The organism is Haematospirillum jordaniae, from assembly GCF_001611975.1.
Taxonomy (GTDB): domain Bacteria; phylum Pseudomonadota; class Alphaproteobacteria; order Rhodospirillales; family Rhodospirillaceae; genus Haematospirillum; species Haematospirillum jordaniae.
The window spans coordinates 23,644-44,527 of sequence record NZ_CP014525.1 but is presented as its reverse complement, the minus strand read 5'-3'; the positions used below and the strand labels follow the sequence as shown (position 1 = coordinate 44,527).

20 protein-coding genes are annotated in these 20,884 nt (G+C 52.9%); 10 read left to right on the top strand and 10 right to left on the bottom strand.

The features are described 5' to 3' along the window. The first annotated feature begins 70 nt into the window (after nucleotides 1–70). The 6 genes from AY555_RS00230 (at nucleotide 71) to AY555_RS00205 (ending at nucleotide 7,266) form a co-directional block, all read left to right on the top strand. Nucleotides 71–1,183: a site-specific DNA-methyltransferase gene (locus AY555_RS00230; RefSeq protein ID WP_066136274.1), complete on the top strand. Its 1,113-nt coding sequence runs from the start codon at nucleotides 71–73 to the stop codon at nucleotides 1,181–1,183. A 204-nt stretch (nucleotides 1,184–1,387) separates the two neighbouring features. After that, nucleotides 1,388–2,311: a flagellin N-terminal helical domain-containing protein gene (locus AY555_RS12060; protein WP_167798468.1), complete on the top strand. Its 924-nt coding sequence runs from the start codon at nucleotides 1,388–1,390 to the stop codon at nucleotides 2,309–2,311. Nucleotides 2,312–2,364: 53 nt separating this feature from the next. Then, the gene (locus AY555_RS00220) at nucleotides 2,365–2,841 is read left to right on the top strand and encodes a flagellar biosynthesis repressor FlbT (protein WP_066131841.1); all 477 of its coding nucleotides are present in this window, start codon (nucleotides 2,365–2,367) and stop codon (nucleotides 2,839–2,841) included. After that, the gene (locus AY555_RS00215; RefSeq protein ID WP_082811771.1) at nucleotides 2,789–3,217 is read left to right on the top strand and encodes a flagellar biosynthesis regulator FlaF; all 429 of its coding nucleotides are present in this window, start codon (nucleotides 2,789–2,791) and stop codon (nucleotides 3,215–3,217) included. The genes AY555_RS00220 and AY555_RS00215 overlap by 53 nt, the downstream gene beginning before the upstream one ends. 113 nt (nucleotides 3,218–3,330) lie before the next feature. Then, nucleotides 3,331–5,262, top strand: coding sequence for a tetratricopeptide repeat protein (locus AY555_RS00210; protein ID WP_066131835.1), 1,932 nt, complete (start codon nucleotides 3,331–3,333; stop codon nucleotides 5,260–5,262). Nucleotides 5,263–5,289: 27 nt separating this feature from the next. Next, the gene (locus AY555_RS00205) at nucleotides 5,290–7,266 is read left to right on the top strand and encodes a motility associated factor glycosyltransferase family protein (RefSeq protein WP_066131832.1); all 1,977 of its coding nucleotides are present in this window, start codon (nucleotides 5,290–5,292) and stop codon (nucleotides 7,264–7,266) included. Nucleotides 7,267–7,348: 82 nt separating this feature from the next. Here the strand turns inward: AY555_RS00205 and AY555_RS00200 are convergent, their stop codons facing one another. From AY555_RS00200 to AY555_RS00180, 5 genes are read right to left on the bottom strand one after another with little or no spacing between them, the layout of a single operon-like run. Then, nucleotides 7,349–8,959, bottom strand: a complete 1,611-nt coding sequence (locus tag AY555_RS00200; RefSeq protein ID WP_066131829.1) for a flagellin — start codon at nucleotides 8,957–8,959, stop codon at nucleotides 7,349–7,351. 11 nt (nucleotides 8,960–8,970) lie between these two features. Next, nucleotides 8,971–11,175 carry a flagellar hook-associated protein FlgK gene (gene flgK, locus AY555_RS00195; protein ID WP_066131824.1) on the bottom strand — a complete coding sequence of 735 codons (2,205 nt, stop codon included), beginning with the start codon at nucleotides 11,173–11,175 and terminating at the stop codon, nucleotides 8,971–8,973. A 52-nt stretch (nucleotides 11,176–11,227) separates the two neighbouring features. Then, nucleotides 11,228–11,890 (bottom strand): hypothetical protein, encoded by a 663-nt coding sequence (locus tag AY555_RS00190; RefSeq protein WP_066131821.1) that lies wholly within the window; start codon nucleotides 11,888–11,890, stop codon nucleotides 11,228–11,230. Continuing rightward, nucleotides 11,887–12,216, bottom strand: coding sequence for a rod-binding protein (locus tag AY555_RS00185; protein WP_066131819.1), 330 nt, complete (start codon nucleotides 12,214–12,216; stop codon nucleotides 11,887–11,889). Before AY555_RS00185 ends, AY555_RS00190 begins: the two co-directional genes overlap by 4 nt. After that, complete coding sequence (locus AY555_RS00180) at nucleotides 12,216–13,361, bottom strand: flagellar basal body P-ring protein FlgI (RefSeq protein ID WP_082812017.1); 1,146 nt, start codon at nucleotides 13,359–13,361, stop codon at nucleotides 12,216–12,218. Before AY555_RS00180 ends, AY555_RS00185 begins: the two co-directional genes overlap by 1 nt. A gap of 326 nt (nucleotides 13,362–13,687) precedes the next feature. Between AY555_RS00180 and AY555_RS00175 the strand changes: the two genes are divergently transcribed. Beyond that, entirely contained in the window at nucleotides 13,688–14,161 is a 474-nt protein-coding gene (locus tag AY555_RS00175; protein ID WP_082812015.1) for a flagellar assembly protein FliX, read from the top strand. Nucleotides 14,162–14,288: 127 nt separating this feature from the next. Then, entirely contained in the window at nucleotides 14,289–14,711 is a 423-nt protein-coding gene (gene dksA / locus AY555_RS00170; RefSeq protein ID WP_066131813.1) for an RNA polymerase-binding protein DksA, read from the top strand. 65 nt (nucleotides 14,712–14,776) lie between these two features. On the opposite strand, the gene AY555_RS00165 is transcribed toward dksA, so the two are convergent. From AY555_RS00165 to flgF, 5 genes are all read right to left on the bottom strand, one after another. After that, complete coding sequence (locus tag AY555_RS00165) at nucleotides 14,777–15,193, bottom strand: flagellar biosynthesis regulator FlaF (protein ID WP_066131811.1); 417 nt, start codon at nucleotides 15,191–15,193, stop codon at nucleotides 14,777–14,779. A gap of 86 nt (nucleotides 15,194–15,279) precedes the next feature. Next, nucleotides 15,280–16,044: a flagellar basal body L-ring protein FlgH gene (gene flgH, locus AY555_RS00160; RefSeq protein WP_066131807.1), complete on the bottom strand. Its 765-nt coding sequence runs from the start codon at nucleotides 16,042–16,044 to the stop codon at nucleotides 15,280–15,282. Nucleotides 16,045–16,069: 25 nt separating this feature from the next. Further along, nucleotides 16,070–17,107 (bottom strand): flagellar basal body P-ring formation chaperone FlgA, encoded by a 1,038-nt coding sequence (flgA, locus tag AY555_RS00155; RefSeq protein ID WP_066131803.1) that lies wholly within the window; start codon nucleotides 17,105–17,107, stop codon nucleotides 16,070–16,072. 28 nt (nucleotides 17,108–17,135) lie between these two features. After that, nucleotides 17,136–17,921: a flagellar basal-body rod protein FlgG gene (gene flgG, locus AY555_RS00150; RefSeq protein WP_066131799.1), complete on the bottom strand. Its 786-nt coding sequence runs from the start codon at nucleotides 17,919–17,921 to the stop codon at nucleotides 17,136–17,138. 79 nt (nucleotides 17,922–18,000) lie between these two features. After that, nucleotides 18,001–18,747, bottom strand: coding sequence for a flagellar basal-body rod protein FlgF (flgF, locus tag AY555_RS00145; RefSeq protein WP_066131796.1), 747 nt, complete (start codon nucleotides 18,745–18,747; stop codon nucleotides 18,001–18,003). A 292-nt stretch (nucleotides 18,748–19,039) separates the two neighbouring features. On the opposite strand from flgF, the gene AY555_RS00140 reads away from it, so the two are divergent. Together AY555_RS00140 and fliM are read left to right on the top strand one after the other, a co-directional pair. Then, nucleotides 19,040–19,633: a flagellar basal body-associated FliL family protein gene (locus tag AY555_RS00140; RefSeq protein ID WP_066131793.1), complete on the top strand. Its 594-nt coding sequence runs from the start codon at nucleotides 19,040–19,042 to the stop codon at nucleotides 19,631–19,633. A gap of 47 nt (nucleotides 19,634–19,680) precedes the next feature. Beyond that, nucleotides 19,681–20,880, top strand: a complete 1,200-nt coding sequence (gene fliM / locus AY555_RS00135) for a flagellar motor switch protein FliM (RefSeq protein ID WP_066131790.1) — start codon at nucleotides 19,681–19,683, stop codon at nucleotides 20,878–20,880. The last annotated feature ends 4 nt before the right edge of the window (nucleotides 20,881–20,884 follow it).

Sequence of the window (20,884 nt, the reverse complement as noted above, 5' to 3'; positions counted from 1 at the left end):
GAAAACGATTCCTGCCTTCTTTCCTTCTTTTGACCCGACTGTCCAGGACCCGAGCATGTCACGCAAAAAAATGGTTTCCGCCTCCTCTCTTCCACATAATCCATTGAAAACAGATGTTGTTCACCTAGGTGATTGTATCGCTGTGATGAACAGCTTGCCGGAAAAGTCGGTTGATCTGGTTTTTGCGGATCCACCCTATAATCTTCAATTGGGTGGAGAGTTGACGCGTCCTGATAACAGCCGTGTTGATGGGGTTGACAGTGATTGGGACAAATTTGACAGTTTCGCTGAGTATGACCGTTTTACCCGCGACTGGCTGGCGGCCGCGCGGAGAGTGCTGAAAGACGATGGAGCGCTGTGGGTTATAGGCTCCTATCACAATATCTTTCGTGTTGGCACGGCGCTTCAGGACATTGGATTCTGGATTCTCAACGATGTGGTCTGGAACAAGACCAACCCGATGCCAAACTTTCGGGGTACGCGCTTTACGAATGCTCACGAGACCTTGATCTGGTGTGCCCGAAGTGCGGGGTCCAAGTACACGTTCAATTATGATGCCATGAAATCGTTGAATGATGGCACGCAGATGCGCAGTGACTGGACGCTCCCCCTTTGCACCGGTAGCGAACGTCTCAAGGGTGATGATGGCGGCAAGCTTCATCCAACCCAGAAGCCTGAGGCATTGTTATACCGCATTCTTATGGCAACCACCAATCCCGGTGATGTTGTCTTGGATCCTTTCTTCGGGACAGGTACGACGGGTGCGGCCGCCCGAAGATTGGGGCGCCGGTTTATAGGTATTGAGCGCGATTCCGGGTACCGTACGGCCGCAAAGGCCAGAATTGCGGCCGTTGAACCTGTTTCGGAGCCAGATCTTTTGTTGACGCCCTCACGTCGCAGTGAGCCCCGTGTGCCCTTTGGAACTGTTGTGGAGCGTGGTTTGCTGGCTCCGGGTGCCCTTCTGACGGATGTATCAGGGCGGTTTAAGGCCAAGGTTCGGGCTGATGGGACCATTATTTCGGCAGAGGTTCGCGGGTCCATACATCAGGTTGGGGCTGCGGTGCAGGGGGCCCCAGCTTGTAATGGCTGGACATTCTGGCATACCCGGTATGGGGGTAACTTGGTTCCCTTGGATGTTTTCCGGCAAAAGGTCAGGGCTGACGTATATCAATCTGTTCAATAATGTCATTATTGTGGCAATAAATTTCCAATAGAAAGGCTGCTAATTAGCAGCCTTTCTTCGTATGGTTATTAAGAACCATGCCATATCAAAAAATAATATCTGGGTCTCTTGATTTTATGTCTGTATAGTTCTTCCTGCATCTCTTGATGGGGGTGCCTGCGTCCAGAACGGACGTCATGTTCTCTAGAAATGGAGAGTACCGTTATGACGGATATTGCACTTTCTGCTGCAAGTAGGTCAAACCTGCTTTCTTTGCAGACCACCCAATCCTTTGTTAACCGGACCCAGAATCGCCTTTCCACCGGGAAGGCGGTGTCCTCGGTTATTGATGATGCGTTGAAGTTCTTCAGCGCAAAGTCTCTGACTGACCGTGCGGGCGACTTGTCGGCCCGTAAGGACTCGATTGACCAAGGGATCAATGCGCTGAAGGTTGTTGTTGAGACCACAACCCGTCTGGAGCAATTCGTCAACCAGATGCGTGGTATCGTAAACAGTGCCCGCTCAGCGACGAAAGATCAGCGTACAGAGTTTACATCTCAGCTCGGTTCCTTGGCTTTTCAGGTCCAGAAATTGGTTGATGATGCGTCGTATCAAGGTCAGAATCTCCTGAACTCCTCAGCATCCAAGCTAACAGTCTACTTCTCGGAGAAGTCCGACTCCAAGCTGGATGTGAACGGTATTAACTTCAATACGTCCAAGTTCTTCCTTGGTTCTAATGGTTCTGCGCTTGGTGTTGTGGTTAGCAATGCTAATACTTCAGCTCTTGCCATTCTGAGTAAGCTTGGCTTTAGTGCAGGTCTGCAGGTATATAACCTTTCAAAGGCTGCTGATCTTGCGTCATTCAACAAGAAAGCTGACTTGGTTGTCAGTCGTCTGGAAAAGACGATCAGCAACGTTCGTGCAAAGTCGGCTGCTTTTGGTAGCTCGGTTGCTATTCTCCAGGTTCGCTTGGATTTCACCAAGAACTATACCAATATCCTGACGGAAGGTTCGGACAAGTTGACGCTTGCTGACCTGAACGAGGAAGGTGCGAACCTTCTGGCCCTGCAGACCCGGCAGCAGCTGGGTATTCAGGCGCTGTCGTTCGCTGGTCAGTCTGAACAGGCCGTTCTGGGGCTGTTCCGTTAAGCATCCCTGCGTTAGAGTGACCGGGAAGAGACATTCTCTTCCCGGTCTTTTTTATGCCGGTGTTCATCGTGCTTGACGGAGAGGGGCGTGTTGTCATGGCGTTGAAGGTCCAAATCAAACCTGGCCAGAAATTGGTCATTAATGGTGCTGTGCTGGAAAATGCGTCGGCCCGTGTTGTCTCTTTGCTTGTGCACAACCAAGTCTCCATCCTGCGGCAGCAGGATATCCTGACCCAAGATGAAGCGATCACGCCTGCAACCCGTGTTTATTATGCGTTGCAGTGTGTCTATTTGTTTCCGGAAGATCGTTCGCGTCATTTAATCCTTTTTAAGGATTTCCTGACATCGTTTACTGATGCTGTGCCCAGTTCGCGGGAGATCGCCGAGGAGATTTTTGCGCTTGTTGGAGATGAGGACTACTTCAAGGCACTGAAAGTTGCCCGACGCTTGATTACCCACGAGGGAGATATCCTCCGCCATGTCGAACAAAGGCTTGCTGAAGAGTTACAACACAGTGATCCAGCCGGGTGATCCCCGGAAAACCGAGGCTTGGGCTCTGATGCAAGCAGCTGTGCGTATGAAACTGGCGCAGGACAGCGGTGATTTTGATCAGATGCGCACGGCCTTGCGTCTGAACTGGCGGCTTTGGACTATTCTGCAGTCGGATCTTCTGGAGCCGGATTGTCCTGTTCCACCAGATCTGCGCGCCAATATGCTTTCCCTTTCAAACTTTGTTGATCGTCAGGCTGTTGCGTTTATGGCCAATCCGGATGCGCGTCTTCTTGATACCTTGATTTCCATCAACAGGGAAATTAGCGCCGGTTTATCTACGACGGATGAAAGCAGCTCTGCTTCGGGGGATGCATCTGAAGTCGCTGTATCAAGTGGCCATAACGTGCAGACGTAGTTTGTTTGTTCTTGGTTCCGGGGTTTGCTGTGCGATTTACAGATTTACGACAGTTCCTAGTGGTGTATTGTGATTTTGCACCCGTTCTTGTGGACTGTTCGTGAGTGTGTGCAATGAGCGAGACTGCTTCCCTATCTATCAACTCTCTCCGCGACTTGCTTTCTGGCACAGAACCGGACTGGCATTCTATTCTGGAATGCGCAGAGGCTTTGTTGGAGCAGGATGGGGATGCGCAGGATCTGACGATTGCATCTGTTGTGGCTGCGCTCTCGTGCCTGAACCTTTGTTTGTGGCGTAAGGCGCATAGCTATAACAAGCGAGCGCTGGAGCTGGACCCCTCCAGTCAGGAAGCTGCCGAGTTATTCTCTACGCTTGCAGCCAAGGCATCGTCTATGGCTGATGCGGCGTATTATCTCAAGATTGCGGGTACGCTTGATCCTTCTCCTGTTAAGTGGTTTTGTGATTTTGCGTCTGCGCATATTCCTGATGCCGGGAAGGCGTTTTCCATGATGGAAGACGACTCCCTGATGAAGCGAGGTGTTGCCTTGTTGGCAACGGGAGACTATGTAGCGGCCGAGGAGTGTTTCCGAGGGCATGTTGCGTTTCATCCCACCAGCGTAGATGGGCACTTGGCCATCGCGGTTTGTATGATGTCCATGGAGCAGTACTTATCTGCCCAAAGCGGTTTGAGGGCGGCTATGCATGTTCTGCCCGATAGTGGGGCATTGGCCATGACGCTTGGTCAGGCGCTGTATAGTACGGGTGATTATGAAGCCGGTCGTGTTGTGCATGACTGGGCTGTCAGGGTAGATTCCTCATTTTCCTGTCGTGCGCATGCCTTCCTTGATCGTCTTTCGAATCCGTTGGAGGATGCTGGCGTTCTGGAAAAGAGTTACCAAAACTTGGTTTCAGCCAGCCTTGCTGATACTGGGCGCGATGATGCGATTTCCCTGTATTCACGTGGCTCTGGCCGGATAACCATTGGCTACGTCGTGTCGCGGCGAACCGTGACGCTGGATGATTTGGGGTTGGCTGCGGTTATTGCGGCTCATAATCCTGTGCGCTGGCGTGTTATTGGCTTCGGTGAGGGTGCCTTGTCAGAAATCAGGAACGGGCTTTTCCAGCACTGTTTCTCTGTTTGGCACAATATCAGTGATATGGATCGTTTTACGTTGTCCAGATTAGTTCAGGGCGAAGAGATCGACGTCCTTGTTGATACGTCTGGCCTTGCTCTTCCTCGCCAGTTTGAGGCTTTCATTCCGAGGATGGCACCACTTCAGGTGTCGTGGGGAGGGCTTCCTTGGAATCCTGGATCAGATGTCTTTGATGCTGTGGTTCTTGATGACCACATACGTGCTGCTCCTGCTCTTGATGAACAGAAGCTTGTATCTCTGCATGGGGGAGCCTTGTGTACCGGTTTGCCCCCGGATGATGCTCCTCTCTCGGATCGTGCATGTGATGGCGAATTTCTGATAGGCTTCCCCCTCTACTTCCGGGAGCTGAATTATTATTCAGTTGCCTTGGCGGCGGCATGTCTTCTGAGAATCCCTGAATCAAAGATCGTGTTGATTGACCGTGATTTCTCGTTTGGTGAGACCGTTGGCCGTTTGTTGACAATGTTTGGAACCTTCGGCGTTGCTCATCGTATTGACCTGATCCAGGTTGACGATGAGGCGGCTCTGGCTTGTGAGTGTAATCTTATTCTCAGTCCTCCTGGGCCTCGGTCAGCAGTGCATGCTGTCAGTGCATTGTGGGCTGGTGTACCAGTTCTGGCTTTGGCTGGAGAGGGGCGGCACATGCGGGGTGTCTCCTCTTTCCTGACTATGGTTGGATTGGGTGAGGCGTGTGTGGGGGCTACGCCGGATAATGTTGCGGAGCTGGCTGCGGAGTGGGCTTCTGACAGGGGGCGCCTGGTATCTTTTCGTGATACGATCCGTGACCGGCTGCGTCAGGCACCACCCTTTGACTTCAAGGCGCGTTGTCGTTCCTTGGAAGGTATTTACGATAATCTTCTCGCTAAATTCGGAGATCCCGTTGATTGCTGAGAAAAGTGGTGGGGGTCAGCAATAGACATGAATGATGTTGATCAGCAGGTCGAAGAACGTCTTGCTCGTAACTATAAGATCTTTGAAGAACGTTTCCCCAAGCTGGCTGCTGATTTACGCGCTATTGGGACGCCATCATCCCGCATTGTCTGGAATGGTGATCAGGCGGTTAACATTGATCTGGGAGGGACCAACCTTTATCCGGGTGATGCTCCTTCCTGGACGGCTGGTCAGTTGCGTGGTCGTGCCGATACCATGGATCGCTTGGTTTTCAGTAGTCCTGACCACTGTAATATTTCCACGATCAGCTTGCCTCTTACTAAGGTATGCGCTGATTTCTTTTTGGAAAATAGTGTTGAACACTGCAAGTGCCCCATTAATGAGATTGAGTATAGCTTTATTTTTGGGATAGGTCTTGGATATCACCTAGAAGAACTTCTTTCTTCTGAAGATGTTAATACATTTATTATTATAGAGCCTGTTCATGATTTTATTATTCATTCAATGAATGTCATTGAATGGTCTCCTGTTATCGAGAAAATATATGAACGGGGAGCTTCTTTATATTTCATCACGGCAGATATGCCAGAGCGTGCTGTCAGGTCCATAGAAGATGTCGTTACAAACAGAGGTAATGCATTCCTAGACGGATCATATATTTATGTGCATTACTATTCTTGGGTCCTGAAGGAAACTTATAATATATTTTCTGATATGATAAAGTATCATTATATAACAAGTGGGTTTTATGAAGATGAAGTAAAGATGGTTAAGAATACAGTTTCAAACTTTACGCGGTATCCATTCAGGCTTCTTCGTTCCCAAGAGATGCTTGAGCAGAGAATGCCAGTTTTTATTATTGGTTCCGGTCCTTCTCTTGATAAAGATATCCCATGTATTCGTAAATGGACTGATAGATCTATTATTGTTAGTTGCGGTACTGCATTGGGGATTCTGCTGAAGTCCGGCATAAAGCCCGATATACATGTTGAGAATGAGAATGTTGACTTGGTGGCGGAAATTCTCTCCGGCGCAGCAGAAAAATATGATTTGAGTACAATCAGGTTGATGGCTTCTACGACGGCAACGCCAGAGATTGGAAAGCTCTTTGGTTCAGTCTGGTTTTACTTCCGGAGTGGCTTGTCTAGTACCCACCTGTTTGGTGGTCGTGAAGTTCCTCTGCTTGGTGCATTTCCTTTGGTAGCAAATGCGGCCTTTTCCGGCATGGTCCGTCTTGGATTTCGTACATTCTATTTTTTTGGCTGTGACTGTGGTGCACGTGACCCTAAAAAGCATCATGCCGAGCAGGTTTTCTATAATGTTGACTACAATGGGAAAGCTGAAGTTGATACGGATTGGGAGAATAAGCTAGTTCGGACGGTGCCCGGAAATTTCGGTGGCACTGTCAGCAGTGCTTGGCATCTGGATATGTCCCGTCGTGTTTTTGTGGAGACGGCCCGTCTGTTATCTGTTGATGTGTGGAATTGCTCTGATGGAGCTAAGATAGAAGGATTTTCTCCTTTGGCTGCTGGGGCAATTCGTTTGGATGTGTCCACTGTATCTAAGTCAAAAGTACTTGAAAGGGTCGAGCGCCAGCTCCCGCTTTTTCAGCCTCCGGATATTTTGCGTGACATTACCGTATCCAGTTGGCTTCAGGGTATAGAGTCTTATGATGATGCGCTTGCGTCCATCTTGGAAGACTTGCGGTGTGAAGACCCCAGCTATCGATCACTTTTAAAGCAGGTTCGGGAGCTTTTATCGTCTAGCACGACATTCATGCCTATCGCGCGTATGGCCAGTGCGACGTTTGAGTCCATGATTCGATACGGTGCCTTTGTTGGGACGAGGATCAAGGATACGGATAACAGGAAGGCATTCTTTGATTTATTTACAAAGGGCTATGAAGAGCGTAGCAGAGTTATTACGGCCGAGATAAGGGAGTTCTTGGAGAATATGGACAAGAAGATCAGCGCTGCCAAGAAGGCAAAAGGAATTCGTACCTGAGGTTCTGGCAGGCAGGTTCTCGTGATCTCGTTCGGACGGTACATAGGCTGGATGTAGCCTCTCATTCTTCAGACTGTATTTTTTAGATGTAATCTTTCAGGCTCAACTTCGCCAAGCGTCCAGTTACTTGGTATGATGCTTCCAGTGCCCTTTGGGTTTCATTAAGCCGGGTGATGGCTTCTGCCATGTCAACTTCTTCAATATCGGCAACGCCGGTTTCCAGAAAGGCAATAAAATTCCGTGCCCTGTCTTCGGCGCCCTTCAGCTCGACACGGTTGAAGCCGATCGTTTGCTGGAGTGCGGACAGGTCATTGCGGCTTTCATTCATGCCTTCATCGTGCAGGATTGCGTCATTGATCAACGCGATCCCTGTTTCCAGACGCCGATAGAACTCAGGGAGGTCAATATCTCCCGCGCCCGTTACCGGAAAACCCTGACCGATAATGCCCAGCCCGCGGATCAGTTTTTCGAATGCGGCATCCTGTGCGTTGACACCGATGGTAATAATCCGGTTTTCATCAACCCTGTGCTCGCTGCGTAGATTGTCGCCCTGATAATAGCCCGTGCTGACAATATTGACATCGGCCTGATTGCCGGTGGTTGGAATCACCGGCGTTGTGTAAATCATTTCCCCGGCTAGAATCTGTGTCATGGTACCCGCACCGGTGATGTCAGCGTTCGACGGATAGCGTACCGTGAAGGTTGTGTTGTTTCCTGTGCTGTTTTCCAGTCGTATGGCTGCTCCGTTCGGAACCCCGACATTGAGATCAATGCTTTCTGTTGCGGCGCTGGGGAATGGAGGTGTTACCTTCATGTAACGCCCGTCTTCCGAGATTTCTGTAATGGTGTAAACGCCGTCATTGGCTGCCGTGCCGCTGTCAATCAAAAGGGCCATCCCTCGTTCCAGCCGACTAAAGGCATTGGCATTGGGCGAAGTGATGGAACCTTCGGCGGGCGCAGGTGCCGGTCTGGGATCAGGGACAGAGGTTGCGAACGTCATGGTTCCGGCTGTTGCCGCCGATATTGAACCGGTGATGAAGCGTTTGGTCTCACCGGCCCCCGTATCCACTGCGATAGTGCCATAGCTTGTTCCAGAAATGGCAGGGGGATTGTTAAATGCAACATCCACAGCACGGAAATCGATGTCAAACAGGTTGGCTGCGCGTGTCTCAGGGAAGGTCACGGTGTTGCCGTTATAAACAGCTTCGAATGCCTCCAAGCTGGATACAGGCATCTTGACCGGTGGTGTTTGTTCCCGTCCTCCCGAAAAGAGATAGCGTCCCTCAAGATCTGTGTTCAGGGTATCGCGGATCTGTGCCAACGATCCCACGGCATTTTTACGCATTTGGTTCAGGGACGCGATGTATTCCGATGCAGGCTTATCTGTACGCAGCTTGGCGACTTCGCGGATATCAGCAATGATTTTCTGTGCGTTGCGTTCAATGTCATTGGCGCAATTCTGGGTCTGGTTGGCCCGTACTTCAGCGACAACATTGCCTGCCTTGAACCGTTCGGCGCGATCACGGATAGTTTCCATGTTGACTAGGCGGAAGCTTTCGATGGAAAGCCCTGCGTAGGTCTGGCTCTTCTTCTTGCTGTTCACTTGCAGGGTTGAATCATAGAGCATGCCCTGCAGGTCTACCATGCGATTCAACAGAACCTGACTGCTGACATAGCTTGGAACACGTGTCATGGCCGTTGTCCTTACCGGATGATATCGTTGAGGATGTCGAGCATCTGCTTGGTCGTTGAAATGACCTTGGCCGCAGCAGAGTACGATTGTTCAAAAATCATCAACTGCGACAGCTCTTCGTCCAGATTTACTTGGCTGACCTGGGCATCTTTCATAACCAGTGCTTCGCTCAGCCCTTGTTGATAGGTGACGGATTCCTTGGCGGTGGCGGCTCGGCCTGCAGCATTGGAGACGATAGCGGCACCATAGTCGGTCAGCTTCAGGCTTCCGGTGGCCAGTCCGCCAGACAGATTATAGCTCCGGGGTGTTGTGAAGACCTTTGCCACTTCGTTGATGTTGCTGTTATCCCCGACGGATACATAGTATTGCGCCGTAATGGGATTAAACTGGACCTTGCCCCGGTGCAGCCGACTGGGGCTGAGTGTCAGGCTTGGATTAACAACAATGCTACGCGCGTTTCCGGTATCAGATGGGGCCAGTTGCAATGGGCCAAATGCTGTTGTGGGGCCTGTGGCACTGGTTACAACCAGCTCTCCTCCATCCAGATTGCTCAGGCGCAGTCGTTCCCCGGTGCCGTCTGGGATGACATTGGCAATAATGCGGTCTGCAAGGGCCGGGGTTCCATTGATACGATCAGCAAGTGTTCTCAGGCTATCACCCGGCAGAACGGAAACCGTGGCAAAGTTGATGCCGGCTGTATCCGTTGAAAACTGGAGGGTTGCACTGCCAACGGTATAGTAATCTTTTGAGATAACCGTACTGTCCCATGTCCTGTTCTTGACGCCTTTGTGGAACAGGTCATTCAGCCCAAAGAAGTTGGCAAAACCCTTGACGGTCTCATCCGCATTTCCGTCATGATTGGCATCAAACAAGATCGTGGCATCTGTGGCTTCAGCCCCAAGGCTGGAGTCAACTTGGTCGCGGAAACCCAGTGACGCTTGGGCGGTATTCAGCTGGACCTCAAAGGTTCCACCTGCGTTGACCTTGACTGTTGCATCAGCTAGGTTGGGACCAGCCGGAAGTCGCAACCAGGATTGCATCCGGCTGGCTACCTGATCGATAGTCCATGGGCCGTTGGTTGGATAAGCTCCACCGGCAAAGGATCCATCGGTCATGATTGTATTCAGCGTGGTCGTTGACTTCTGTGACCCGTCTGTGTTGAAAACAGTCAAGTTCACGTCACTTTTTTGCAGAGAGATTGTCTGGTTATAGTTCGTGGTTGCCGCATCCGGTATGAATGAGCGTGATCCGATCATCGCATTAGCCACGGCCGGGAAGCTGGTTCCCCGGTTGTGGGCTTCATTCACAGAGATCCGCAGTTTTGTCGCCAGTTCGTCCAGCTGGGCCTGCAGGTCGGGCAGTTCCCGGTCACGAACCTCGATTAGGGATTTCAGTTTTCCCTGACGGATATCGCCGGTGATATCCAGAACCCCAACGGACATCTTTGAGAACTGGCCCGAGGCGAATGTGTCAGTGGGTGAAACCTGCGTTGCCGGGTTAAAGACAATTTCCTTGGCAACACTGTCAATCAAGGTAACGCCGGATGCCGTGTACATGACAACCGCCCCGTTTTCCCGGACAAAGTGCTGGACATCCATGATTTCATTGATTTTACCCAGCAGCGTATCGCGCTTGTCTTCCAGGTCGGCGGTGCCACGCTTGGTTGCCTTGGCTAGAACGATCCGTTCATTCAGTACCGCGATATCTTTGACGGCCGCATTCATGGTCTGAAGATTGCCATAAATATCTTGGTCGGCAGCGGCCCGCAGATCCTGTATGGAATTGGACAGGGTGTTCATTTGATAGGCAATGTCCTGCATTTTGCGGATAGTACGGTCGCTTTGTCCCGTATTGATGGCAGCCTGTTCGAATTGGGTCGAGAGATTATTGATGGTGTGGGCAATCGTTGTGTTGTCACCCGGTTTGCCGAAAAGATCTTGCAGGCGGTCAAAGTACTTTTGTGTAGCGGCGTACTGCTGATACAAGCCCGCAGCTTGCCAAGAATTGGCTCTTAACTTCTCGTCAACCCGGCGTGTTGTTTCCGCAACCTCTACCCCAACCCCATAGCCCGCCAGAACCCGGCTTGTCGGGTTGAATAGCTTGCGGGAAAAGCCGGGCGTGTTCAGGTTGGCAATATTGTTTGACACTAGGTCTAGGCCTTGTTTGGAGGCCTGTAGCCCGCTGAGAGCAGCAGAAAGTCCAAGTGTCAGGGACATGGGATTATCCTTTGGCTACCGTTCGATAACGGCTTGTTTCCATAAATGGGTCTCAGAATTCTTTGTTCAGGGCGATAGCAAGGCGTTTGTTTTCCACCTGATTGCCATCCAAGCGTCCACTCTCACCATAAGCGGCCTGACCTTTCTCCTGGATTTCGCGAACGGCATCGGCAACGGCCCCCATAAACGTATTGCCTGCCACAATGCCGGCTCGCAGCAAGCTTTCGTTCAGGCGTGAGGATTGCTCCAGAAGTTCTCCGGCAACCTTGAGCTTTTCGACCTGTGCCTGCGGCATGCCTTTGGCGATGTCCGGTTCCCGGCGCAGGACAACAATTTGCTCTAGGTATGCCCGGGTCAGGGCTTTCTTGCGCTCGCTGTGCTCCTTGACATCCCCGTAATGATGTTTGCGCAGGGCATCGTTTTCCAGATCCAAGATGCGGGTCAGTTCGGTCACGACCATCAACAGATCTTCCGGACGATCGGGTGGTGTGATTGGGGATGTTTTGTCCTGTCCGGATTCACGAGTTGCCCGGCCTGCTGTTTCCTGATGCGTGTTTCTTGGCGTATTGCGTGGTTTCCCGGTGGCAGCAACAGCCCTAGCTTGCCTTGGGGCACCAAGGCCGGCAACAGACTGCCGTCCTGCGCGGGGGGGGGCGTCCTGTGTTGCCGTTCGTGTCAGACGACCGGGGCGTTTGGATGAACCAAAGGTCATCATGGGGTTGTCTCCTGTGCCTGCAACATGGCTTTTACAACGTGGTCGGCCAGACCGATTCCGCCGGCCTTGGCAATGGATTTTCCGTATTCATCAATCAGAAGGCTGCGCCATTTGTCTTCCCCGATCCCCCCGCCAAATGTTTCGTTGGTCTTGATGCCGGCGAACATGGCCTGCAGGGCCTGCGAGAGAAAGAAGGACTCGAAGCTTTCGGCGGCAGCCTGCACCTTGTCCAAGTTTTTTCCCGCTGCGTGGTTGCTTAGGGCGGCCAGTTCATTTTGATGACGGGCGCTGCTGTAAACCAGCGATGTATCAGCCAGAGGCACCATCACATCACCTCGATCTCTGCTTGCAGGGCCCCGGCGGCCTTGATGGCCTGCAGTATGCTGATCATGTCCCGTGGACCAATGCCCAATGCATTGAGACCATTGACAACTTCCTGCAGGCTGACTCCAGCATCCACGATGCCCAGCTTGCGATCAGCGCCTTCATCTACCTGTATATCTGTGCGTGGAACAACCACGGTTTGCCCAACGGCGGAGAAAGGATTGGGCTGGCTGACTTGGGGGGTTTCGGTCACGCGGATTGTCAGACTTCCCTGTGCGACAGCCACCCGTGAAACCCGTACATTCTCACCGATCACAATAATGCCAGTTTGCTCGTCAATGACCACCCGTGCCAGCTGGTCTGGTTCCACACGCAGTTGCTCGATATCCGTCAGGAGAGAGACCACATTACGTCCCGGTGGGACGGTTACCTTGACTGTTCCCGGATCATCGGGGACAGCTTGCTGACTTCCCAGATAGGAGTTGACCGCTGCTGCCACCCGCCGTGCGGTCGTCAGATCTGGGTTGCGCAAAGAGATATTAACCGTTTGCATCCCCGCCAGCGTGAAGGGGACCTCACGTTCAATCGTAGCACCGTTGGGTATACGGCCAGATGTGGGAACCCCCTTGCTGATGCTGGCCCCTTGTCCTTGGGCTTCGAAACCGCCAACCTGCACCTGTCCCTGGGCAACGGAGTACACCTCACCATCGGCGCCGACCAGCGGGGTTACCAGAAGGGTACCACCCAGAAGGCTCTTGGCATCCCCTAGAGCTGAAACGGTAACATCAATGCGGGATCCTTGACGGCCGAAAGGCGGCAAACTTGCCGTAACCATGACAGCCGCAATATTCTTGGGTTTCAGGCTCGATGCATCCCGCGTGTTGACACCCAGACGCTCCAGCATCCCGATCAGGCTTTCTCGGGTGAAGGGCATGTCTTCTATTTTGTCGCCCGTTCCCTTCAGGCCAACAACCAAGCCATACCCAATCAGCATATTTTCCCGTACGCCTTCAAATTCGGCAATATCCTTGATCCGGGATGGTGCTGTATATGCCGTGTTCGTTGCAGCCACAAAAGCCAGAGCGGCAGTTATTGCCGTGGTGACAGCACGCAACTTTTTCGCACAACAAGCGCGGAAACAGGGCATTTCTAACAGTCCTCCAATCCAAGGCAGGGTCATGTCTGTCTCTCGGGGACAAAACAATCCGTCTGCGCTCCTCTCATATGCCAGAATTATGCCATGATGCCGGTGTGTATATGCCGTGTAACAGTCTCTTGCTATGGATGCATAATATTGTACGACGTCATGCTCTTCTTCCTCTTCGCCCGGATTGGGCCGGCAATAATTGCCGAGCGCCACGTGTTGATTTCCCCTTTTATCACTGTCAGCAACACCTTAGAATCTCTCCGGAAAGAGGGGTGCCCTGTGTTCGGGGTCTGTTTTCGTGCAATAAACGGGTGGGCTGGATATCAATGAAAGTTTCAGGTGTTGGCCGTGGTTCCACGTCTTCAACCAAACGTACCGGGAAATCCAGAAGCCCGTCGCGCAGCTTTGCCAGTCATCTGGATGATACAGCCGGAGCCGTTGATGTTTCTTCCGGGCCTGATGCACCAGCATCTTTGGCGGCGATCAGCAGTATTTTATCTGTGCAGACGGTTGACCCTGATGCAGGTGGGGGGAAAGCTAACCGTCGCCTGATGCAGCGTGCCGAGGATTTATTGGACAAGTTGGAGGACGTACGCCACGGCCTTTTGGTTGGTGCCATCCCGAGGGATATGCTGGCCGATCTGGCCCGTATGGTCCGTGCCCGCCGGGATGCGGGTGGTGATCCCCACTTGGTTGCCATTCTCGATGAAATAGAGCTGAGGGCCGAGGTAGAGTTGGCAAAACTCGCAACACGCCCTGGATCTGGGGATGCTGCCAGAACTCGGGAATCGTCTTCGTAATGGCGGCGTCAATACCCCCTTTGCGTTACTTATTGGTATTTAATCTTGTTAAGGTAGCGCAACTTTTCTTGCGCTATTCTGCGCTGCACCCTATAGTCCCGACCGGATTTGGGAGGTCCGTCACGTCATGACAACAGTGAGTATCTTGCCGCCGGACTATCGTCCTTCGGATGATGAGCCGTTCATGAATGAGCTCCAGAGGGAGTATTTCCGACAGAAGCTGTTGAAATGGCGTTCCGAGCTTTTGCGTGAGTCTGAAGAGACGCTTGAGCATCTCCAAGAAGGAGGGTTACAGGAACCAGATCTTGCCGATCGCGCTTCGGCCGAAATGGAGAGGGCTTTGGAGCTACGTACCCGTGACCGTGCGCGCAAGCTGATTTCCAAGATTGATGCAGCGTTGGAGCGGTTGGAACACGGTACCTATGGGTACTGTGAGGAAACCGGCGAGCCTATAAGCCTTCGTAGGCTAGAGGCACGACCCATCGCCACCCTCTCTATTGAGGCGCAAGAGCGCCACGAGAGGATGGAGCGTACACACCGTACGGACTGACGCAGCCTTATTGTTCCGGCCCGATCAATAGCGGTCTCTCACCGTTAGATGTTGCTCCTTTTCCATTAGTGTACGGCGCTGTCTTCAAGCGTGCCGTGCATTTCTTTTTCGCTGTTTTCTAGGGCATTGTCATTGGATACTTCGCTGTTGCGTACCGACTCCAGAAGGCCTTCGGCAATCTGGAGATTTATGGCAGCAAGAGATCGGCTGCGATTGCCGCCATTACCCTGCATGATCAAGGCCGTTTCACGCGATACATAGTCTGCCAGTGCCATCAGGTTATTCCGGATGTGTTGAGGGAAAATCGTACTTCCGGTTATGCAATGGGCTTTGACAGTCAGCCATATATCCAGATTCTTCTCTATGGCCGCGTCCATAAGGGCTTGGTCGCCTTTTTCCTCTGCCAGACTGATGGCGTCAGAGACGAGGAACAGGGCGAGAGCTTCTCCCTCGCAGGTCTCACTAAGCGTACGTGCACTCATGATATGCTCCTGTTTCTTTGCCGGCTGGATTTTTTGGTGTTACCGCTGCCGGCCTGCGGGTCCACTCTCTTTCTGGTCCGGGTGGATCAGAAAGGAAGAATAATATCAAGGACTTCCTGCCCGTATCGTGGCTTCTGGACATCAGACAGTGTTCCGCGTCCGCCATAGATAATCCGGGCCTCAGCCATTTTTTCCGATGACACCTTGTTGTCTGATCCAATATCCTCGGGCCTGATCACGCCTGTAACTGCCAGCTCGCGGAGCTCGCCGTTGACCTTGATTTCCTGACGTCCCGCAATCACAAGATTCCCGTTGGGAAGAGCCTGGATCACAACGGCAGCAAGCTGGACAGATATGGTTTCCTGGCGTTCGATCTTACCGCTGCCGCCATGCGTGCTTCTGGAGTTGATCCCACCGATCATTGTTGCAGGATTGACCGTGTTGGGGAGAATCTTGCTGACAGAATTTTCCAGTCCCATCAAGTTGGTAAAACCAAATGTTTCTGTTGGCTGTGCACGATCACGGTTGGTGGAATTGCTCAGGGATGCTTTTTCGCCCTTTATGTTGACGACAACGGTCAGAATGTCGCCAACCTGCCCAGCTCTCTGGTCCTTGAAAAAGGCGCGGGCACCGGGGCGCCACAGGCTGTTGGGGCTGGATGTAGCCACGTTTGCCGCGGGCATAGGCATGGATACGGGCCGGTAATCCCGCTTGTTGACCGGGTTTTCAATCGTGGAGACTTTTGGTCCCCCGCCAATTTCGGACAGCCTCTGTATCGTGTCGCATCCGCTGGCCGTGAGCAGGGCGCTGGCAAGAATTCCGGCTTTGGCTGCTGTGTGTAATGGTTTCATACCATGTCTCCTTGCGCCGCCGGGTCTAACGAAGTGCAGCCGATTGCACGGGGCCGGATACCCGGATCGTGCGTTGGCCCGTCACGGTGCCGACTACAGTTCTTTTGCCCTGAAGGTTCTCGACCCGGATGTTGTCTCCGAGGCTTCCGTTCTCAAGGGCTTGCCCTCGTGATGTCAGTGACATGTTTGCCGTATGCAGCTCTATGACGACCATTTGGCCACGTGCTACCAGGACAGGGCGCTCTACGTCTCCTGCGCTGACAGGCTCTCCCGGGCGCATGGAGCGGCGTAACTCCATGCCGATGATTCTGTCTGAATCAACAAGGGCGGAGTCCCGTAATTCCTTGTGGCGAACACGCTTCCAAGTGATGTCCTTGGCACGGATAATTTCACGACGGGTCATCGGACGGGTCAGAACCGGCAGTTCGACTGTCTCGTGCAGTCGTCCTGACAAACGAAGTTTTTTGGGTTCAGAACCGCCAACTGGCAGGGTCAGAGTGGCGCTGAAACGTCCGAACCGGTCTGTGGCAATATCCACGACATGGATATTATCGAGATCACCGGCAAGTATATCGACGGGGGCAGGCATGGTGGTTAGCTCGATGTCTGTTCCGGGTGCGATACCGCGTTGTTCCAGTGCCTGACGCAGGACATTCATAATGTCGTCTTGCCCTATGGTGGTGCTGTCACGCGTTATGGTAGCTTGGTCCATGGGGCTGGCAGGAAGCCATCCTAGGTTCCAGGCTGCAGAAATAGCGGTCAGGCGATCAGCGCCCAGAACCAGCTGCTCTCCGGCTGCGGGTGCATGTATGACTTCGACATCCCCGCTTTCCAAGATTCCTGTTACGGGGCTGAACAAGTCCCCCAAACGAACGGAATGCCCGGTGACAACGATGTTGCGATTCAGGGATACCGGAACTGCGGCTGTCCCGTTTCTTTGTGCCGCAGCCATCAAGGCTTCCGGTACGCTGACCAGAATGGGTCCTGAACCCGTCCGGGCCACGGCTTCACCGGCAAGGCCGGCCGCCAGAAACACGACAAGTATGCGCAGGGTAGTGGTCATGGTTTCAAGGTCCAGTCAGTCATGGTTCTTAGCGGAGCTGGCTGATCGTCCGCATCATTTCATCGGATGCGGTAATGACTTTGGAGTTCATTTCATAAGCGCGCTGGGCAGAGATCAGCTCGGTGATTTCGGACACAACGTTGACATTCGAGGTTTCAAGAAAACCCTGTAGAAGGCCGCCAAACCCGGGTGCACCCGGATTCCCGACGGTCGCAGCCCCGGATGCCTGTGTTTCAACCAGAAGATTTTTCCCGATTGCGGCAAGGCCGGCATCGTTTGCAAAGGTTGCCAGCTGAATCTGGCCGACGTTCTGGGGGGCAACCTGTCCATCGATCTTGACGATCACCTCGCCCGAAGCATTGATCGTGACGCCGGTCGCATTCTGGGGGATCACGATCCCTGGCTGGAGTGTGTAACCATCGTGTGATACCAGCTGACCATTGGGGTCTGGCTGGAATGCGCCATCACGGGTATAGGCCGTGGTGCCATCAGGCAATGTGATCTGGAAGTACCCCTTGCCCTGAATGGCAATGTCATACGAATTGTTGGTCGATGTCATGCTGCCCTGTTCGGCAATCCGGTATACGGCATTGGTTTTGACGCCAAGCCCCAGCTGGATACCGGCCGGAACAATGGTTCCTGTATCGGAAGAGTTGTCACCGGGCCTGCGCACATCCTGGTACAGAAGATCGGCGAACTCGGCACGCCTTCTGGCATAAGCCGTTGTGTTCATGTTTGCGATGTTGTTGGAGATGACCTCAACGTTTGTCTGTTGAGCCAGCATCCCCGTTCCGCCAATAGCCAACGACCGCATCTTCTTTTTCCTTCCGCATCATTCCCCTGTGTGGGGCCATGCTTTTCTTTCCCGTTGCCGGGAGTACATATCCAGCCGGTTATGCGCTACGCCGTGCCCATGTATCCATGGTGCGACGGACGCGCTCGTCTTCTCTTTCAATCATCATATTTGAACGTTCATAGGCCCTCTGGATGTCGATCATCCGTGTGATCTCTATGATTCCATTGACGTTTGAGCCTTCTAGCGCACCTTGGACAACACCGGGTTTCTGCGCTGGTTCCGCGTTCATTCCCTCGGGCGCTTCCCACAAAGTTGATCCATAGCGTTTCAGGCGCTGGGGATTTTCAAAGGTCACTGTTTTCAGCCGACCAACGGGCCCGTTTTCTGTTGCCACTGTTCCATTCGCCATGATGGAGATCTGGGACTCATTTGGGGCAATGAAGATCGGTGTGTTGTTGTCGGTCATGATCGGGTAGCCATCGTGATTGGACAGTTGCCCCTGTTCGTTCAGGATCAGTGACCCCCCACGTGAGTACTTCTCGCCGGCAGGTGTCTCCACAGACAGGAAAACATCTGGGCGCTCCAAGGCTACATCTAGGGTGTTCCCTGTGTGCCGGATTGGCCCCTGACTCAGGTCATTGACTGTTCCAAAATCCTGTACGAATCGAACTTGGTCCCTGAAGACCGAGTCTGTATTCGGTGTGCGCACCATATAATCGGTGAACAACGTGTCCTGTCGCCGATAGTTTGTTGTGTTCATATTGGCCAAGTTGTTGGCGACCGTTTCCATACGGCGCCATAGGGCTGTTTGGGCAGACAGGGCGATGTAACCCGTATTTTGCATGGCCTTTCTAGTCTCCCGTCGGCATTGCTTTTGTGTCGATCAGGGAAAGCACATATCGTGCCAGCTTGTTTAATGCTGATATATGAGTGTGTTATGCTTTTATGGCATCCTGTCTTGCCCGGGACTCAGGTAAAAAGGTGTATGGTGGGAAGGCAGAAAATTCCGCCAGGGTCGACACGGGAAAGCCCTAACCCCTTGTTAAGGGTTCCTGCGTAGTCTTTGTCCAAGAAGGATATATGTTTGTACGTGGTGAACCTCGCCCGCACATGGATTGGTTGATGCCGAGGGGACGATGGCTGAAGATCTTGATGAAGAATATGACGACGACGACGGCGACGGCGATGGTGGTGGTGGCGGCGGTGGCGGCGGCGGTGGCGGACGCAAGAAGCTGTTGCTACTGATCTTGCTGCCAATCCTGTTGATTGTTGGTGGCGTTGCCGGTGCATGGTTTGCAGGTGTTTTTGATCGCAAGCCACCGCCGGAGGCTGAGGCAGCCGCTGCGTCTGGTGAAGGTGCCGCGCCGCAGTCTGCTGGCGCCGCCGGTGCGCCTGGCGCTGGTGGTGCGCCCGGAGTTCCTGCTGGTCCGGCTTTCTATGACCTGCCGGAGATGGTGGTGGACATTGCCGGGCAGGGCCGCAAGCGGACTTTTATGAAAGTCCGGGTCAGTCTGGAGTTATCGTCGCAGGCGGATGTTCCCGTCGTGGAAAGTGTCATGCCGCGTATTGTCGATAATTTCCAAGTGTATTTGCGTGAGCTGCGTATTGAGGATCTTCAGGGTGCTGCCGGGATTTATCGCCTGCGAGAGGAACTCTTGCTGCGTGTTAATTCTGCTGTACGGCCTGCCAAGGTGAACGATGTTCTGTTCAAAGAAATGCTGGTTCAGTAGCCCTCTGTTCATGTGGAGGGGGAGTGGGGTGAAGTGAGGGAAGCAGGATGACCGCGCCTCAGGATGCAGACCGGACCGCCGAAGACGAAGAAGCCCTGATGAAGGAATGGGAAGCCATGTCCGGCGGCGGTGGTGGCGGCGGCGGTGGTGGTGGAGAAGAAGGGGATGACGCCGATGCTATGGCCGCTGAATGGGAGGCCATGCTGGGTGGCGGGGATGGTGGTGGCGGAGTTGCGACCGAAGTAAAGCCTGAGTTTACAGCCAGCTCTTCTTCGGGGCGTGAAAGTACACGTGTTCTGAACCAAGATGAAATCGACAGCCTTTTGGGCTTCGATGATTCCGACGACGAGCGCAGCGACAAGACGGGTATTCAGGCCATTCTGAATTCTGCCTTGGTGTCGTACGAACGCCTGCCCATGCTGGAGGTGGTGTTTGATCGACTTGTGCGCATGATGTCAACGTCATTGCGTAATTTTACGTCTGATAACGTCGAGGTTTCACTCGATAATATTTATAATCTTCGGTTCGGTGATTACCTGAACTCCATTCCCTTGCCGGCGATGCTGACTGTTTTTAAGGCCGAAGAGTGGGATAACTATGGCCTTATGACGGTTGATTCTGCCCTGATTTATTCTATCGTTGACGTGCTTTTGGGCGGGCGTCGCGGGACGGCGGCTATGCGTGTTGAGGGGCGCCCCTATACGACCATTGAACGCAACTTGGTCGAACGGATGATTCACGTCCTTCTGGCCGACCTTTCTGCAGCTTTTGATCCGCTGTCACCGGTTACGTTCCGTTTTGATCGCTTGGAAACCAATCCCCGCTTTGCCACCATTTCCCGACCTTCCAATGCTGCGATTGTGGCCAAGCTCCGAATCGATATGGAGGATCGCGGCGGCAGGGTTGAGCTTCTATTGCCCTATGCGACTTTGGAGCCTGTCCGTGAGCTCCTGTTGCAGATGTTCATGGGGGAAAAGTTTGGTCGTGACTCGATCTGGGAAACCCACTTGGCTGAAGAGATGTGGTTCACCGAGGTCGAGATGGAGGCTGTTTTGGATGAGCAGACCATGTCTCTACGCGATATCCTGAACCTGGAAGTGGGGTCCCGGATTATGCTGAATGCAGCTCCCAATTCGCCCGTTGAGTTGCGCTGTGGCGATATTCCCATGTTTTCCGGGCAAATGGGACGCAGGGGTAACCACATCTCAATCCGGGTTGATTCCAAAATCAGGCAGCAGAGGAGGTAGTGCT